General features: G+C 39.7%; 18 protein-coding genes. 8 read left to right on the top strand and 10 right to left on the bottom strand.

Annotation, left to right across the window (positions count from 1 at the left end; all coding sequences use genetic code 11):
• The first annotated feature begins 110 nt into the window (after positions 1–110).
• Positions 111–1,034, top strand: a complete 924-nt coding sequence (locus JNO66_RS13610) for a DUF6612 family protein (protein ID WP_203088960.1) — start codon at positions 111–113, stop codon at positions 1,032–1,034.
• A gap of 45 nt (positions 1,035–1,079) precedes the next feature.
• On the opposite strand, the gene JNO66_RS13615 is transcribed toward JNO66_RS13610, so the two are convergent.
• The 5 genes from JNO66_RS13615 to JNO66_RS13635 all read right to left on the bottom strand — a co-directional run bounded on the left by JNO66_RS13615 (position 1,080) and on the right by JNO66_RS13635 (position 5,523).
• Entirely contained in the window at positions 1,080–2,339 is a 1,260-nt protein-coding gene (locus tag JNO66_RS13615; protein ID WP_203088962.1) for a YeeE/YedE family protein, read from the bottom strand.
• A 436-nt stretch (positions 2,340–2,775) separates the two neighbouring features.
• Positions 2,776–3,096 carry a hypothetical protein gene (locus tag JNO66_RS13620; RefSeq protein WP_203088964.1) on the bottom strand — a complete coding sequence of 107 codons (321 nt, stop codon included), beginning with the start codon at positions 3,094–3,096 and terminating at the stop codon, positions 2,776–2,778.
• A 153-nt stretch (positions 3,097–3,249) separates the two neighbouring features.
• Positions 3,250–3,927 carry a YesL family protein gene (locus JNO66_RS13625; protein ID WP_203088966.1) on the bottom strand — a complete coding sequence of 226 codons (678 nt, stop codon included), beginning with the start codon at positions 3,925–3,927 and terminating at the stop codon, positions 3,250–3,252.
• Between the two features lie 220 nt (positions 3,928–4,147).
• A complete protein-coding gene (locus JNO66_RS13630; RefSeq protein WP_203088967.1) occupies positions 4,148–4,468 on the bottom strand; it encodes a hypothetical protein in 321 nt (106 codons plus the stop codon).
• Between the two features lie 65 nt (positions 4,469–4,533).
• Positions 4,534–5,523, bottom strand: coding sequence for a Gfo/Idh/MocA family protein (locus tag JNO66_RS13635; protein WP_203088968.1), 990 nt, complete (start codon positions 5,521–5,523; stop codon positions 4,534–4,536).
• 188 nt (positions 5,524–5,711) lie between these two features.
• Here JNO66_RS13635 and JNO66_RS13640 point away from each other — a divergent pair, with 188 nt between their 5' ends.
• The 3 genes from JNO66_RS13640 to tnpA all read left to right on the top strand — a co-directional run bounded on the left by JNO66_RS13640 (position 5,712) and on the right by tnpA (position 9,451).
• Positions 5,712–6,587 (top strand): STAS domain-containing protein, encoded by an 876-nt coding sequence (locus JNO66_RS13640; protein WP_203088969.1) that lies wholly within the window; start codon positions 5,712–5,714, stop codon positions 6,585–6,587.
• A 325-nt stretch (positions 6,588–6,912) separates the two neighbouring features.
• Positions 6,913–8,805 carry an LTA synthase family protein gene (locus tag JNO66_RS13645; protein WP_203088970.1) on the top strand — a complete coding sequence of 631 codons (1,893 nt, stop codon included), beginning with the start codon at positions 6,913–6,915 and terminating at the stop codon, positions 8,803–8,805.
• 175 nt (positions 8,806–8,980) lie between these two features.
• A complete protein-coding gene (gene tnpA / locus JNO66_RS13650; RefSeq protein ID WP_203088971.1) occupies positions 8,981–9,451 on the top strand; it encodes an IS200/IS605 family transposase in 471 nt (156 codons plus the stop codon).
• Positions 9,452–9,599: 148 nt separating this feature from the next.
• Here tnpA and JNO66_RS13655 read toward each other — a convergent pair whose 3' ends face one another.
• The 3 genes from JNO66_RS13655 to JNO66_RS13665 all read right to left on the bottom strand — a co-directional run bounded on the left by JNO66_RS13655 (position 9,600) and on the right by JNO66_RS13665 (position 11,992).
• Entirely contained in the window at positions 9,600–10,487 is an 888-nt protein-coding gene (locus tag JNO66_RS13655; RefSeq protein ID WP_203088972.1) for an SDR family oxidoreductase, read from the bottom strand.
• Between the two features lie 118 nt (positions 10,488–10,605).
• Entirely contained in the window at positions 10,606–11,436 is an 831-nt protein-coding gene (locus JNO66_RS13660; RefSeq protein WP_203088973.1) for an anti-sigma factor, read from the bottom strand.
• Positions 11,429–11,992, bottom strand: a complete 564-nt coding sequence (locus JNO66_RS13665) for an RNA polymerase sigma factor (protein ID WP_203088975.1) — start codon at positions 11,990–11,992, stop codon at positions 11,429–11,431. The genes JNO66_RS13660 and JNO66_RS13665 overlap by 8 nt, the downstream gene beginning before the upstream one ends.
• Positions 11,993–12,249: 257 nt before the next feature.
• Between JNO66_RS13665 and wrbA the strand changes: the two genes are divergently transcribed.
• The gene (gene wrbA / locus JNO66_RS13670) at positions 12,250–12,873 is read left to right on the top strand and encodes an NAD(P)H:quinone oxidoreductase (protein WP_203088977.1); all 624 of its coding nucleotides are present in this window, start codon (positions 12,250–12,252) and stop codon (positions 12,871–12,873) included.
• Positions 12,874–13,112: 239 nt separating this feature from the next.
• On the opposite strand, the gene JNO66_RS13675 is transcribed toward wrbA, so the two are convergent.
• Positions 13,113–13,721: a YitT family protein gene (locus JNO66_RS13675; protein ID WP_203088979.1), complete on the bottom strand. Its 609-nt coding sequence runs from the start codon at positions 13,719–13,721 to the stop codon at positions 13,113–13,115.
• 356 nt (positions 13,722–14,077) lie between these two features.
• A complete protein-coding gene (gene mgtE, locus JNO66_RS13680) occupies positions 14,078–15,433 on the bottom strand; it encodes a magnesium transporter (RefSeq protein ID WP_203088980.1) in 1,356 nt (451 codons plus the stop codon).
• Between the two features lie 204 nt (positions 15,434–15,637).
• Here mgtE and JNO66_RS13685 point away from each other — a divergent pair, with 204 nt between their 5' ends.
• The 3 genes from JNO66_RS13685 (at position 15,638) to JNO66_RS13695 (ending at position 17,432) form a co-directional block, all read left to right on the top strand.
• On the top strand, positions 15,638–15,943 hold the full coding sequence (locus JNO66_RS13685) for a DUF2325 domain-containing protein (RefSeq protein WP_203088981.1): 306 nt from the start codon (positions 15,638–15,640) through the stop codon (positions 15,941–15,943).
• Positions 15,944–16,045: 102 nt separating this feature from the next.
• Entirely contained in the window at positions 16,046–16,555 is a 510-nt protein-coding gene (locus JNO66_RS13690) for a hypothetical protein (protein WP_203088982.1), read from the top strand.
• A gap of 25 nt (positions 16,556–16,580) precedes the next feature.
• The gene (locus JNO66_RS13695; protein WP_203088983.1) at positions 16,581–17,432 is read left to right on the top strand and encodes a family 1 encapsulin nanocompartment shell protein; all 852 of its coding nucleotides are present in this window, start codon (positions 16,581–16,583) and stop codon (positions 17,430–17,432) included.
• The last annotated feature ends 4 nt before the right edge of the window (positions 17,433–17,436 follow it).

Here is a 17,436-nt window from a genome sequence, read left to right on the forward strand (position 1 = left end):
GTAGACAGTGCAGGAGGGACAAGTAAACAATTCAAATAAATAGAAATTAGTGGCCCCACTTACATACAGCATACGAATCTCTCAAACCCAAAATGAGAAGGAGTTTTTTTATGCAAAAAAAGTTCGCTACACCAGTTTGTCTTGTTGCCCTATTCACGCTTGCACTTCCGTATCAAGCCTTTGCTAATGAAGAAGAAAGTGCTACCTCGATTCTGGAAAAATCAAACAAAGCTATGCTTGAGCTTGAAAGCTATTCAAGTGAAACGAAGATTGAAATGACTATGATGGGCATGGGAGAAGAAGTGACCATTAAGACAAGCTCTAAAGAAGATGTGATTCTGGATCCTTTTGCGATGCATCAAGTTGTTACGACTTCAATGGCAGGTGAAGAAGAAACATTAGAATCGTATTGGACAGAAGAAGGCTTTTATCAAGAGACAGCTGATGGTGAATGGGTTAAGCTCCCTGCTGAATTATCAGATGGTTTAGATGAATTAATGGAATGGGCTATGGCAAGTGATCAAGTAGAACAAGCGGAACTGTTTGGAGAAGACATGAGTGTAGAGGATAATGGAGATTCGTACATATTGACCTATGAGGGTGACGGTCAAGATTTAGAAGAAGCAATGAAGGAATGGATGGACATGTCTATGGGGCAGGACGAAGACATGATGATGGATGAACTAATGGCGGATATTACGTATAACGACGTAAAGTATGAAATGACCATCGCAAAAGATACACATTATATGACTAATCTAATGATGCACCTGGATATGGACATGGAGGTTGAAGGTGAGACAACCAACATGACACAAATGATTGAGATGGATGTCCATAACTTTAATGGTGTAGATTCAATTGAGGTACCAGCAGACGTGCGTGACAACGCTCAAATGCTTGAAGATATGGAAGGTGGAGCATTACCAGATACAGCCACAAACAATCCTATGCTTATGTTAGCTGGTGGATTAATAACAGGACTTGGTTTATTGCTTTTTGTTCGTAGAAGAACATTGCAACCTTCCAAGTAACATAAGAAAAGGACTAGCTCTCAGCTAGTCCTTCTTTAATATCTCTTAACACAATGAATCCTTTGGTTTTGGATTGGATAACCCGAATAGAGGGCGAATATATAATGCAAGGACTGTTCCAAGAATAGCCATCACAGCCCAAATCCAGCCATGTAAACTAAACGAAGCAATGCCTCCGAAATAAGCGCCAATATTACATCCATACGCAAGTCTCGCACCGTAGCCCATTAGTAATCCACCGATAACCGATGCACCGACAACCCCAGGCTTCACGCGTTTTGGTCGGAACGTTCCCTGTAAAGCCGCCGAAACAAACGCACCAAGCATAATTCCAAAGTTTAGGACACTTGTTGAGTCCGCTAAAACCGTGCTTGATAATGCCTCGGCATTTGCGCCTGTGAAATAATCCCACGAAGCGACATCTACACCAACGAAATCTAAAACCTTTCCTCCCCAGAGTGCAAAGGCTGATGTGATGCCCCAAGGGGTACCACGTACAGCTAACACTAGTGCATTTAGCACAGCAAGGACAATCGCTGCAGAAAACAAAGGCCATGCTCCACGAAGGATCTTTTTAAAGCCCGTTGTAGTGGTTAGAGGCTTCATTTTAGGAGGGTTCTTCCATTTTGCAAATAGCACCGTTCCGAAATAAATGATTGCAAAGAGGGCCATTTGAAGAGCCCAGCCACCAAAGAAACCAAACCCAGTAGTCTCAGCAAGCGAAATTGGTCCAAGCGAAGGTGTTGTTTGCCAATAAGCTAAATGATAGGCACCAATCACAGAACCGACAATAAAAAAGAAGAGCGTTACAACCATTGAGGAAGAGCCTCCCCCAACGGAATAAAGCGTTCCTGACGCACAGCCACTACCAAGCTGCATACCGATACCAAACATAAATGCACCGACTAATAAGCTGATGCCAACGGGTGATACATAGCCAGTTGGTTCAACGCCTGTAAAGCTAAAACCAGACGAAAAGATAAGAGCAAACAACGTTGTTGCGACGGCAAGCATTAGCATATGAGCTTGAAGACCCTGCACGTTTCCAACAGAAACCAATCGACGGAAGGCAGATGTGAATCCGAAGCGTGCATATAATAAGGCCATCCCCAAAGCAAGGCCAATTAAAAATAAGAACCCTTGCACCCAATCAACAACAAGGACCGTTGTTATGAATAAAGCAATGATTGCAAGTAACCCAAGAATAACGTATGGCGTTTGAATCGATTGAAGAGGGCCCTTAACGGTTGTAGATCGCTGATCCCAATTGCTTGGAATATCTGATGATGATGATGACTGAGCCATAATCTGAAAACCTCCGTTCAAAGTAATAAAAATGTAAAAACAAGACGATATGGTGTATACCCAAAAGAATTGTATTTAAAACCAATAAGTCTAATCGGATATTATAACAGATAGAAATAGATTACAAGAGTAGCGTCTTAATTAATATAGAACCAGGTTGGGACATAACATAAATCACTCACAAAAACACGAACATAGCAACAAATCCGCTGCAGGAGAATCCCTCGCTTTCCACGGGAATGGCCTCAGCCCCTGTAGCGGAAAACCACCACTACAGTGTCTTCACCGCGTACTTTTCCGTAGGAGTGTCGGGTTCTCCTTCCGCTCGTTTTGCAAAAATCAAATAGCGAATGATTCGATGGTTGAATCATTCGCTATTTTTGCGTTTATTTTTAGTTATGTCCCAGGCTCGCTCTTACTATCTACTTTTTTCACATTACTTAATAATCTGTGTCTCGCCAATAACAGGGAGAGGTTTCATTTGTCCATTGGATACATTTACTACACCAAGAATAAACAGAACAAGCATAAGGATTCCGAACAGTGGTGTGAGGAGTCCACTGATTAGACCTGGAAGAATAGCTAAGAGTAAGTAACCTGCCGCCCACACAATTGTAACAAGTACACCTTGATTCGTATGGAATCTGGCGAATGGGGATTCTTTTGCTACAAACAATGGAATCAAAAATAAGATCGGCAAGTAGGCAACGATGGAAACCAGTTTATTGTCTTGAATGTCCTTATTCGTCTCTTTCATTATCAATTCCTCCTTAGAATATGTGTCAATCTAGTATGTATATACCCCATAAGGGATGAAAAAGTTTCAGAAATAGGAAAGAATAAGGAGAAAGTCGTATGAATATTCTTTATTTACCAATTGTTAGTTAGTTTGTCACAAAAAAAAGAAACCTTACATGCCAGAAGCATGAGAGGTTTCCTTCTTTGCTGTAGCCTTTTCATCACGTGCTTGCTGTTTCATACGTGCTAGTTCAATAATTCCATAAGAAATTCTCATAATAAGATAAGCCGGAATACTCACTCCAAAAAAGATGACAGTAGCTGGGAATGATAACATCGCATAGAAAGTGGTACCCAACGCTACAATCATTAGGATCGATAGCAATGGGTTCACAGCCATTAAGAAAAAGGCTGTCTTAAACACTTGGCGAATATTTAGTTCATAATGGACGTAAACAGGGAAGACAAACAGCGTACCAAGCGCAACAAGTAACGTTACGAAAAGTACTGGATAATAGAAGTATGCGACGACCCCTTCACCTGAGAAGGTTAGGAGGAACTGAAGATCAACATACAAGACAAACCCAATAACGACTAATACCAATCCAATCAGATTGGCCCGTATAAAGTCTTGTTTAAGATAAGAAAAGAATGTTTTAAATACAGGAAGATCTGATTCACCCATAATCCACTTTCTGAGAACAGCAAACATGGCAAACGTTGCAGGAAAGATAGTGAATAGAATTAAGCCTGCTATTGTGAATCCAAGCCAGAGTAAGTTGAGATAAGCCATTCGTGTAATCCATTCAGCAATCTTTTGCAAGCCACCCATAGGTCCACGCATATCCATTTATCAAACCCCCTATTAATTTAGAAAGCGATTACGAAAATTTGTATTAGATGAGTAAATGAGATAGTTACGATGATATTACGTCCACTATAACACGTTTATTCCTTTAAGTGAACGCTTACATGGAGAGTTTGCTTACCGTTCATCACATGATTACATTAATAAAAGCAAAATAAAAGCTGGCGAATCTCCCTTAATCGAGATTCGCCAGCTTAAAGTCTTACGGCATAATATCTGCTACAACTTCCTTTGTTTCGAGAGTGCCAAGATCGTAGACCATTTGGTAAACCTCTCTTAAATCATTTTGAGTTTGATCCTTCTCTTGATCAGCAGCTTTTTCGTCGAACGGATTCTTAAACACTTGGTTTTGATCGAAATCCTCTGACTTCACTCGCTCAAGCAAATCGGCAAGCTGTTCCTTTTCTTTATCAGTCGCATAGATTTGATATTGAATCGTGTTGTCAGGTGTTTTTACTTTATTAATGGACATGATCGCCATATCTAATGTGACGTAATAAGATTCTCGCTTAAAGGTGGACATGAGCACGCATCCTTTCTGAAATGTGTGTTTTTCATTCTATACCCACATTTCAGACATCTACACGTTTATTGGTCACTAGGGAACACAAGGCCAATCTGTCTACGGGCTTCATCGAGCACCTGAAGCGTAATCGCTGAATTCTTATGACTATTTTCAATCGACTCAAGTGTTTGACTGGATACCAGCTTAGCAAACTCAATCGCTTCGTAGTACATCGGATTCTGATGCTGCTCTTCTGAGATCACTGTCTCCGTTTTGTTCATTCGATTGTGATGTACAACAGAATGGAAATCACTCCAATTCTGTATGACGAGACTTCCGTTCTCACCCTGAATTTCTGATGGAATAACAGATTGAGTAATTTTTGAATGATTAATAATAATCTGTGACTCATCATATTTTAATAAAAGGCTGCCGGCGCCATCCACACCAGATTCAAGCATATGACCTTGAGCTCGCACTTCATTCGGTCGGCCAAACAGCGCAATGATTGGGTATACTCCGTACACACCAATATCCATTAATGAGCCATTTGAGAACTCTGGTTTAAATGCATTTTGAATGTCTCCATTTTTATAAGCATCATAACGTGAAGAATATTGACAGAAATTCGCGAAACCTGAGCGAATGGTGCCAAGTTCTTGTAGCTGTTCTTTTACCGTTAAAAAGTTAGGAAGCTGTGTTGTTTTCATCGCTTCCATTAAAACCACTTCGTTTTCGCGCGCAGCTTCGGTCATCTTAGCCCATTCCTCGTAGTTTGAAGCAGCCGGCTTTTCAACCAACACATGTTTTCCGTGAGAAAGCATAAGAATGGCTTGATCAGCGTGAAAAGAGGTCGGGCTCGCGATGTATACAGCGTTAATATGCGTACTTCCTGCCAAATCCTCAAGTGAAGTATATGTATACGTTGCACCATGCTTTTCGGCAAAGTCGGTTGCTCGTTCTTCGGTTCTTGAGTAAACAGCTACAACTTCATAGTCTTCCAGTGTTGATATCGCATCAAATAAACGTTCTGTAATGAAGTTCGTTCCGATTACACCAAGTTTAATCGTCATCCGTTTCTCCTCCTACTATTTGAAATGCCATCATCGTATCACTCTTTTCCATTCTTCGCACCAGATAACCTTTTAAATCTGGGCTCTCGCTTTCCTTCCTTATAAATATAGAATATAGTAGGACTTGATTACTAGATAAATTCAATATATTATCTTTACAAAGAAAGACTTAAAAGGGGGTTAGTCACATGGTTCTGCAACTTTCTAAACAAAATAAAGCGTTAAATATAAAGAACTTTCAAGATTTTGAGGAAGTAGCAACTCAGGTATTGCTTTTATTAAGTCATCAAATCCAAATTAATACGCTATTTATCGCTAAAAATGATTTGAAAACAAACCGCATCATGCATGCGATTAATAAAGATAAAGTACTCTTACGCGTAGGAGAGGAACTGGATTATACTCAAACTCTTTGTAAGCTAAGTGTAGATTATGGGGAGAGGGTTTTAGTCATTCCAAGCTTAAGTGATCACGAAGAAGCGTGTGATCTAGATCCAGTTAAACAGTTGGGAACAGGAAGCTTTATTGGAATTCCAATCTATGATGGATGTGGCGGAGTGTATGGCACGATTTGTGGTTTGGATGATCAAACGGTTACTTTGACCGATAACGATATAGAGCTGTTCCGAACGATGGCTTCGTTATTGTCGTACGTGTTGGATTTAGAATCTGCACATCAGCAGCTCTCTGACCTATCTGCTCCTCTGGTACCTGTCGCTAAAGGAATTGGTGTGTTACCTGTAATAGGCAATGTTACTACAGTGAGAATGGAGTCCATTGTTGATAAGGTGATGACACTTAGTAGTAAATTAGATTTACATTATCTACTCATCGATGTCTCTGGAATCGTAAGTTTAGATGAAAGCACGAGTGAACAACTGTTAAGGCTGGCTCATATGCTTAAGCTTATAGGAGTTAAAACCATGTTCACCGGAATCAGACCGGATCTCGCTATGAAGATTAACCGACTCCGAACAAACTTCATGAAAGTACAAACATTTGGAACCTTAGCTCAAGGCTTAGAAAGTATAGGATTTATCCCGCCAGTTCTGTCTAAATCATAAGAATCTTGCTGAACCATCTGTCGAAAAAACCAGATGGTTTTTTTATTTTAACGTATTCTTATTTATTTTTACATATTCGTAACTTTTAGGCTCCTTATACCGTATACTTCTTAACAGTGTATTTACACTGGTGATTCGTTTTCTATTTTTATTCTACGAAAAAAGTAGTTTAGTTTAAACGCTGAATTTGATATAATCATCTTTTGATGCACACGAAGTGGTTTGAACTCTTTTTTTGGTGGAATAGAGAATCAAGTATGCCTAATGAAGTGCAAACGATTAACGCGCTAATTTCTTGAAATGAAAGAGAGGAGCACCAAGTATTATGGAAAAAGTAAAGTCTGCGCTAAGCCGATTGAAGTTGTATTGGTTAGCTGTATTCATGTTAACAATTAAATCATATATTCTTTATAAAGTTGGGTTTAACATCTCAGCAGATAACATGCTTCAGGAGTTTATTTTGATTATTAATCCTTTAAGCTCAGCTGTACTGTTTTTTGCAATCGCTCTAATGTTTAAGCACCGACTTCGCAACATTATGATTGTTGCTTTCAGTATCATCGCTACCCTAGTTTTATACTTTAACTTGTTATACTACCGGTTTTTCACGGATTTCTTAACATTACCGGTTCTGTTTCAAACAAGTAACTTAAATGATCTGGGTACAAGTATTGTAGGATTAATGCATCTTGGTGACGTATTAATTTTAGTAGATGTTCTTATCCTAACATTGCTTATTGTGACAAAACGTGTTCCAGCCGTGCGTCGTTTAAAGCGCGAACCAGTCATTTTAATGTCACTAGCAGTTGTTCTTTTCTTGGCTAATTTATCGATTGCCCAAGCGGAACGCCCACAGCTGTTGTCAAGATCATTTGACCGTGAGCTACTCGTAAAAAATATTGGACTATTAAACTACCATGTCTATGATGGGTATATCCAATCACAATCTCGTGCACAACGAGTGTTCGCTGACAGTTCGGATATTGTAGAAGTGAAAAATTATGCGCAAGCAAATCATAAGGAACCAGACCCAGAGCTCTTTGGAATTGCTGAAGGCAAAAACGTTGTCATGATCTCACTTGAGTCCTTACAAACATTTGTCATTAACAACACAGTGAATGGGGAAGAAGTCACGCCATTCTTAAACGATTTAATTGAAGATAGTTATTATTTTGAAAACTTCTATCATCAAACGGCACAAGGGAAAACATCAGACTCTGAGTTTATTGTAGAGAACTCTATGTTTGGCCGAGATAGTGGTTCAGTCTTTTTCACACATGGTGGCAATGAGTACAATGCACTTCCAGAAATTTTAAGTGATAAAGGCATGTACAGTTCTGTTATGCACGCTAACAACAAAAGCTTCTGGAACAGAGATATCATGTATCAATCACTAGGATACGATCAATTCTTTGATATAAACAGTTATGAAGTGACAGAAGAGAACTCCGTAGGATGGGGTCTGAAGGACGTTGATTTCTTCGAACAATCAATTGATCTTCTGCAATCACAGCCTCAGCCTTTCTATACAAAATTCATTACCTTAACCAATCATTTTCCTTTTGAGCTAGATGAGGAAGATAAAATGGTTGATGAGTATGATTCCAACAGCGGAACACTTAACCGTTTCTTCCCAACGGTTCGTTACATGGACCATGCGGTAGAACGCTTCTTTGAAGAAATGAAGGAAGCTGACCTATATGATGATACAATCTTCATTTTATATGGTGACCACTATGGTATTTCTGAGAACCATAATAAAGCAATGAGTATGTATCTTGATAAGGATGAAATCACTCCTTTTGATACTGTTCAGCTTCAACGCGTACCAATGATTGTTCATATTCCTGGACATGACAAGCATGAAACCATCGATACAGTTGGTGGTCAGATTGATGTGAAACCTACACTGATGCATTTGTTAGGTCACAGCACGAGAAACGACATTCAATTTGGAACGGACCTTTTCTCTCCTGAAAATGAATCCATAGCTGTATTACGTAATGGAAGTGTCATTACTGACGATATCGTCTACACGAACAATACGTGCTACAACAAAGATGGTGAAGAGATCGAAGCTGAAGCATGCGAACCGTATGTGGAAAAAGGGTTACAAGATCTTGAACACTCAGACCGGATTATTTATGGAGATTTATTCCGATTCTTTGATTCACAAGAAGATGACGAAACGGAATCAGATGAAGAAGATGCTGCATAAAATGAACCCCCACGATACGCGTATCGTGGGGGTTTTTTTAATGGTTTTGAAAACCCCTGGCTCTGCCGGGGGTTCCAGAGAGCTTCTAGCGTGGTCATAAAAAAAGCCTCACGACATGATAAGATATAGTTGGTTTCCCGACCACTACATCTCGTCATAGAAGGAGGCGTGCCCTATGAAGGACATGAACAGTTTAGCACACACAACTTGGAATTGTAAGTATCACATCGTGTTCGCACCGAAGTACAGAAGACAGATTATTTATGGAAAATACAAAGAAAGCATCGGCAAAATTATAAGAGATTTATGCGAACGAAAAGAAGTGATGATCCACGAAGCCAATGCGTGTCCTGATCATATACACATGTTAGTAAGTATCCCACCGAAGTTAAGTGTGTCTCAATTTATGGGCTACTTAAAAGGGAAAAGTAGTTTAATGATTTTTGATCGACATGCCAATTTGAAATATAAATATGGAAACCGCAAATTTTGGTGTCGAGGTTTCTATGTTGATACAGTGGGTCGAAATAAAAAGCATATCCAAGAATACATTCGAAATCAGCTGAAGGAAGACTATATGGGAGATCAGCTATCCTTATTTGAAGAGCATGACCCATTTACAGGACAAAAAAATAAAAAGAGATAAGAGATTCTTTAGAATCAGTGAGTAGATGTGGTGCAAGAGGGAAACCGTTTCAGTGGGCCTTTGAGGCCAAGGCCGGTAAGAGAGGCTTCCAGCCGCAGAGCAAACCACCAGTTCACACTGGTGGTTTTGATTGTATAGTCCTACTGCTTTATCCGTTAATGACACTTCCTCCATTTACATGAATCATCTGTCCTGATACGTAGGATGAGTCACTAGAAGCAAGATACACATAAGCGGGTGCAAGCTCTGCTGGTTGTCCAGCTCGCTTCATTGGAGATTGATCGCCGAACTGGGCAACATCCTCTCCTGGGAAGGAAGCAGGAATGAGAGGTGTCCAGATTGGACCAGGAGCTACTCCGTTTACACGAATGCCTTTTTCTACTAAGTTTGTTGCAAGCGAGCGAGTGAGAGCAACAATGGCACCTTTAGTTGCTGCATAGTCCATTAGAACAGGGTTTCCTTTATAGGCAACAATGGATGCAGAATTAATAATGGAACTACCCTCTTTTAAATGTGGCATCGCAGCCTGAATAAAATAAAAGTATGAGTAGATATTTGTCTGGAATGTGCGGTGAAGCTGAGAGGCTGATATGTTCTCAATCTTTTCTTGATAATGCTGTTCTGCTGCGTTATTTACAAGAATATCAAGCTGGCCAAATTCATCTACCGTTTGCTTGACCGCATCGTGGCAAAATGATTCTTCTCCTACATCTCCACTCACTAGAAGGCAAGTGGCACCATGCTCCTCAACTAATTGCTTCGTTTTATTAGCATCTTCATGTTCATTCAAATAGACGATACTGACGTTTGCGCCTTCTTTTGCAAAAAGGATGGCTACAGCTCGACCAATTCCACTGTCGCCGCCAGTAATTAATGCAGTTTTTCCTTTTAGCTTAGAACTTCCCGTATACGATGGATCATCGTAAAGCGGTTCCGGTTTCATTTCGCTTTCAAATCCGGGTTGAACAGACTGCGTTTGCGCAGGCTTGTTTTTCATTTGTTCCTGTTTTTGTTGAATATCTTTTTGACTGGACATGGAATACACTCCTCTAAACTAGTTAGTACTAGTCTTTACCTTTCCGATCAAAAATATAAACGTAGAGTAAGCAAATAGCACCTCAGATGTGAGGTGCTATGTTGCACAGTCTAATGCTTCAGTATAGCTCTGAAAGAGTCACAATAGGTCCTTCAGGTAATAGGTTATCTGGCTCAGGTTCGAGTGTAATGGCAATGGCCTCAAATAAGTCTTCAATATTTGTGTCAGAATCAAGATCATATACGATGGCACCATTTCCTTGTTCATTTGTCGTAAAGGAACCAGCAGGTAATGGTGTTTCATCTTGGAATAACCAAATTTGATAGACCTCTGAATCCACAGGCTCCGGCATTTGTTCTACCTGTACAATTAATTTGTAGCCATCTTCTTGTTGAACAATGGATGCCTGACCAACATGTTCACTTTCTTCACTCTCAGAAAGCAAAGAGGTTGATGTGATTACCTGTTCGATCTGTGCTGTTTCAGATGGCGGTTGTTCGGCTTCATTAAGCTGGCTGGCTAAAAGGTCACGTTCTAGTTCTGTATTAGCAAGTTCTGATTGCGAATCATTTAATTGATTTATCGTATATAGGTTTATTCCGATTGAAGCGATTAACCCGGCTGCAATAACTTGAGCCCAAGGCTTCCATTTGTTTTTCTTCTTTATCGATGTGTTTATTGGCGTAACAACTTGATTATCTACTTTTTGTGCTTCTTTAGGCGCATTCTCTTCTTCTAGAATGGAACCAAGTATACGTTGCTTCATGCCATTAGGTGGCGTGACTTGCGAAGAATGGGTAGCCACTTCACTATTAAATTCATAGAGCTCCTGTAGCTGCTCCTGGCATTCTTCACATTCTAATAAATGGAGTTCAAATTCCTCTTTTTGTTTTGGATCAAGGTGATCATTAAAATAATCAAGTAAATGTATGCATTTGTTATCATTCATAGATATCGCCTCTTTCACCCTTTCTGCTAAGCGTCTTCCGTAGTTGATTCAGTGCTAGACGTAGCCTGCCTTTAACAGTTCCAAGGGGAATCTTGCAAATCTTTGCTATGTTCCTTTGTGGTTCTCCATCAAAATAAAACAATTTAACCACATGCTGTTGTTCTTTTGGCAGATGGGCTAGTGCTTTTTGGATGATTAAGCTTTCTTCCTTTAGAACAACAACTTCCTCTGGTATTTCTAGGTCAGGCTCTGCATCATGGTCCTGAAACTCAACCTCTGTTACTTTTTTCTTTCTAATCTGATCAATGGCTGCGTTTCGAGCGATGGTTAAAAGCCAAGAAGAGAATTTTCCTTTTCCGGATTGGTATATGGCTTTATTTTGCCAAAGCTTCATAAAAAGATCCTGCATTACTTCTTCAGTTAATCCCTCGTCTTTTGTGAATCGATAAATGAACGAAAAAAGAATTCGTTCATACCGATCATATAGCTCCTCAAGAGCCTTCTTATCTTGCTGAACAATTTGCTGATATAATTGTTCGTCGGTAAGATGTGGCATGTAAAACTCCTTTGTACGCTGCTTCATCGTATTAGAAAGTCTTTCCATAGGTAACCTGCATCTTATACAACACCTTATTTGTTAGACTTTACTCATTAAGCATACGTAAAATAATGGTTTTTGGATCATTAAGCAAGATAAAAACCCCGTTAACTTTTTATTGTATCCGTTTACTCTCTATAAATCTATCATTTAAGGTTTGAAAATTCTTCTTGAAGGAATAGATAACAAGCTACATAAAATGGGAGGGACTTTAAATGACAAAGATTTTAATACCTTATTATTCGTCTTATGGACATGTCTTTCAGCTTGCAAAGGCAGTTGAAGAAGGTGCAAGCAGAGTAGAAGGGGCAGAGGTACGTTTAGTAAAGATCCCTGAATTTAAGGAAGTAAAAGAAGCGATGTCTGCTCAAGAAGCATACGTTGAGGCGCAAAAAGCACAAAATTCTATACAGGAAGCAACACACGATGATCTAGTGTGGGCTGATGGTATCATTTGGGGCTTCCCGACACGATACGGAAATATGCCGGCACAGGCGAAACAGTTTCTGGATTCTGCAGGTGGCTTATGGGCAAATGGATCACTTGAAGGACGTGTTACATCCGTTTTCACAAGCACGGGCTCGATCCATGGAGGACAAGAAACAACCATCCTAACATCACTTGTCCCATTATTACATTTTGGATTGATCTATGTAGGTCTACCATATGGGGAAAATCAAGAACAGCTGACTACCGATGGAATCGGAGGTAGTCCATACGGTGTATCAACCGTGGCTGGTCCAGATGGAAGTAATGGACTTGATGAAAGAGAATTAACCATGGCGAAGAGACTCGGAGAAAGAGTAGCAAACGTCGCAGCGAAGCTTTCAAACGAATGAATAAAGAGAACCTAGGAATGATCCACTCCTAGGTTCTCTTTTCTATTCTAGTTTATTTCCAAAAACGGTCGTATAATAAAAGAAAGAAAAACAAAGGAGGCTTCAACACGTGAAAAAACGACTATCTAATAAAACCCTTTTTATTATTATAGCTGCAGTAGCGTTTGTATATGGAATCTCGTACTGGTTTGTGACAGGAAAAGCCACGATCTAATGACAGATTCCTTAGTTTCGCAAGCTCATTTCCCGGGGAATTTGTCGGCTGGATAGAGAAAATGAGGCATCGGACAACTTGTGACAACAATTGTTGCAACACCGGTTGATATAACAGCAATGGTTGATAAGACAATCTCTTCAATGGTAACAATGGATAGACCTGCTACAACAGCGAGCATATCAAAGAAAATGATAAGGACTCCTACGTTGTAAGGAACCTTTGTCGCAATCATTTGTGCTAATAAATCAAAGCCACCTGTACTGATGTCCATCCGGAACATAATTCCCGCCCCAATACCAAGCAGGAGGCCGCCGGTAATAGCACTAGCTAGGGGACCTAAGATGGCAAGGTCAGGAGAATAAAGTGAGACCCAGTCAATTAAGAAAGAAGAGACAATCACACCGGCAAGGCTATTGTAAAAAAACGTACGAAAGTAAAACCAGGCAAAGATATAGATTGGAATACTTACAACCAGGATGGTTAATCCAACAGGTGTATTCCAAAGATAATGGGCGATTAAACCAATTCCTATAATCCCACCATCTAGTAGATGATACATTGTAAAAAAGAAATTAATTCCGATACTAATGAGTAAACATCCAATCAAAAGTGTCAGTACATAACGAATCATTTTTCGCATCACACCCAACTTGAGATATCCGATTGACAAGCTCTTTCACTTATATGCGGATGGTCCAAGCAGTATGAGTCGGATCATAAAAAATGAAATAAGACTGGGACATAACTCAAAATGAACGAGAAAATGGCGAATGATTCAACGATCAAATCATTCGCCATTTGTTTTTTTACAAAACTGAGCGGAAGGAGAACCCGACACTCCTACGGAAAAGTACGTGGTGAAGACACTTTAGCGGCGCTTTTTCGCGAAAGTGGCTGAGGCCGTAACGCGCGGGTGGGAGGGATTCTCTTGTAGCGAATATTGTGCTATGTTCGTGTTTCTTTAATGTGATGTTCCAGCCTCACTTTTTATGTTAAATTCGTCAAAAACGCTGTTGCAATACCAAAATAAATCAGTAATGAAAAGATATCATTTAAAGTAGTAATTAATGGGCCTGAAGCAACAGCCGGATCCACTCCAAATCTGTGTAGGATAAGAGGGATGATTGTCCCTGCCAGTGTTCCAATGATTAACGTACAGAACAAGGAAACCCCAACTACCATACCTAAGGAAGGATCTCCAATCCATAAAAACGCAATGAGCGTAATTAAGCTTCCACAGGTTACACCGATAATTAAACTCACACGAAATTCCCTGAGAATAAGATTCGTCACCACTTTTTTATCTATGGTGTTTTGGGAAATACCTCGTACGACAACCGCAAGAGATTGTGTGCCTGTGTTACCGGTCATTCCAGCAATCATTGGCATGAAGAATACAAGCGCTACTACCTGGGCAAGCGTGGCTTCAAAGTAATTCATGATGCTCCCTGACACAAGTCCAATTAATAAGAGCAGAATAAGCCAAGGGAGTCGTCGGATGGAGGCTGTCCATGCTTTGGTCGAAAAATCGATATTTCCTGACGCGGAAAGCTTTTCAATATCTTCGTTTGCTTCACGAATGACAACATCTAGAGCATCATCAACGGTGATAATTCCAAGTAATGTGTCTTCATCGTCTACAACCGGGACAGCAATAAAGTCATACCGTTCAATAATGTTGGCAACCTGCTCCTGATCATCGGTTACCTTCACTGCGACCGTTCGTGTAAACATAATGTCTTCAATGACCTCATTTAGATCAGCGATTAACAGGTCGCGATAAGAGACAACGCCTACTAATTTCTTCGCCTCATTAATGACGTATAAATAATAGATGTTTTCGGAGAAGCTTGCGTATTCTTTTAGTTTATCAACCGCTTGTCTAACGGTTTGATTGGCGTGAATCCAGATAAATTCATTGGTCATTAATCCCCCAGCTGTTTCGGCTGGATAACTCATGAGTGACCGAATTTTAATGGAATCTTCTTTTTTCATTACATCTAGGAATTCTTGAATACGTTCCACTGAGAGCTCGTTCAATAAATCGGCTAATTCATCATTCTCCATTAAATCCATAACTTTTGATGATTCTTCTACACCAAGCTTTTGAAGAATCTCTACTTGGTACTCCGTTTCAAGTTCCTCAATTAAATCGGCAATTTGATCTGGATTAAGAAATGTTAGAAATTTGTGATGATGTTTTACCGGGAGAGAACGATAGATTATCGCTACATCATAAGGGTGTAGTTCATCCAATAGTTCCTGTAATGAGTGTCGTTTGGCCTCTCGAATATACTTAATAACCAAAACGAGAAGTTGATCTTCTGTCATGTTAGCGATCATTTCTATGCACCTCCATACTCATCCTAATTACTTTACAGAAAAACATGCAGCAAGTAAACCGGATATTATCTCCTTTCATCTTTCCCTTTTCATGAATAGATGTAACCTGAAACAGAATATTCTCATAAAATTAGTTGACAATGAGAATCGATTTCAATTAAGATAATATTGAGAATTATTATCAAATGAAGGTGAGGGTATAACATGACGTCTCTAATGATTGTAGGAGCTGATCATTTAGGTTCCATTCCAAAGAAGCTTGAGGACATGGGGTTTGCAAACATTCTACATATAAGCGGAAGAAAGACAAAAATGGTGAAACGTGAGATCCCTGCAGACATTGATATGATTCTAGTATTAACAGACTTTATCAATCATAATCTAACAACCGTCCTAAAGAAAAAAGCCATGGAGCAGGATGTACCTGTTTGTTATGCAAAACGTTCGTGGTGTTCAATTTATAAAGCGATAGGCCAATGTGAGGCAGGCTGTCCTATGATTAAGAAATAATCGTAATTGAGAAACCTTCTTTATAATGATTATAAAAAGGGTTTCTTTTTAATTGAGAATTGTGATACTATGAGGATAGTTCAAGAAACGAGGTGAAGACCCATGGAGAAGACACTGAATGTGCTTCATGATCTTTTTGCCGCAATGAAAAAAGAGGTTAAAAGGTATTTACACATAGTTGAACCGAAAACTACTAACCCTAGTAACGACTATGAACGAATGCTGGTGCGTAAAGCATTAGGCATAGAATACGCGAGAAAAAAGCGAATCAAACAGATGATACAAAAGCTAAACGAATGGCTTGATGAAGAGAACGAAAAGGACCTGACGCAATATGAGCTCATTGAGCTGTATGCGAATCTTAGGCTTGAATGTTTTGCCCTTCAGGCATTTAGTCAACATGTGGAGGATGCACGCGTGTTGGATTACGAAACAGATGAGAATGAATTAGACAAGATGCAAGAAAGTGTACAAGCGCAAGTGAATGAGTTTCAAACGATTTTAGATGACATTCAAAGCAAATGGGTGGAACCGTCTACGAGTAACGAAGTAGAATTAAAGCAAACAATTCATCTAGATAGACCGGCTTTCTCAGTAGGAAGTCTGTTGTAAGAGGAGAAAAGGAGAGTGAAGTGCAATGAGTAAAGCGTCAAGATATCCAGATGCACCGTTAAATGAGAGTGAATTTAATCATTTAGATCAAGTGGTTGCAGATATGGCTAAAAGCCAATTAGTTGGTCGGAAATTTATTAGCTTACACGGACCGCTTGGACGAGGTGTACAGACCATTCATACAGATGTATACTTAGATGATCATGAAGCGATTATGGATCACCAAGGGTTAAATGAAGAAATTGCTGAATCAACAAAACGTGTAAGTCACACGATCCCTCTTATCTATAAAGATTTTGTTTTGTATTGGAGAGATGTTGAGCAAGCAAAAACGTTAAACATCCCAATTGATTTCTCAGGGGCAGCCAACGCAGCACGTCAAGTTGCATACCTTGAAGACCAGATGATCTTTCATGGTTCAAAGGAATTTGACATTCCTGGTCTAATGAATGTAAAAGGTCGTCTATCACATGTGACAGAAAGCTGGTACGAATCTGGACATGCCTTCCAAGACATCGTTGAAGCTAGAAGTAAGCTAATGGAGCTTGGACATCACGGACCTTATGCACTTGTTCTTTCACCAGAGCTTTATGCGATCCTGCACCGCGTTCATAAAGAAACAAATGTTCTTGAGATTGAGCATGTTCGTGAAATTGCAACGGACGGTGTATTCCAGTCACCAGTGTTAAAAGGTAAGACAGGTGTTCTTGTTAATACAGGCCCTCATAACTTTGATCTTGCTGTGTCTGAGGATTTTGAAACAGCGTATCTAGGTGAAGAAGGAATGAATCATCCATTCCGTGTCTATGAAACACTAGCTCTTCGCATTAAGAGACCGTCTGCTATTTGTACGTTAGAAAGCCAAGATAAAGAATAACGAA

The sequence above is a fragment of the Alkalicoccobacillus gibsonii genome (assembly GCF_016798245.1).
Taxonomy (GTDB): Bacteria; Bacillota; Bacilli; order Bacillales; family Bacillaceae_D; genus Alkalicoccobacillus; species Alkalicoccobacillus gibsonii.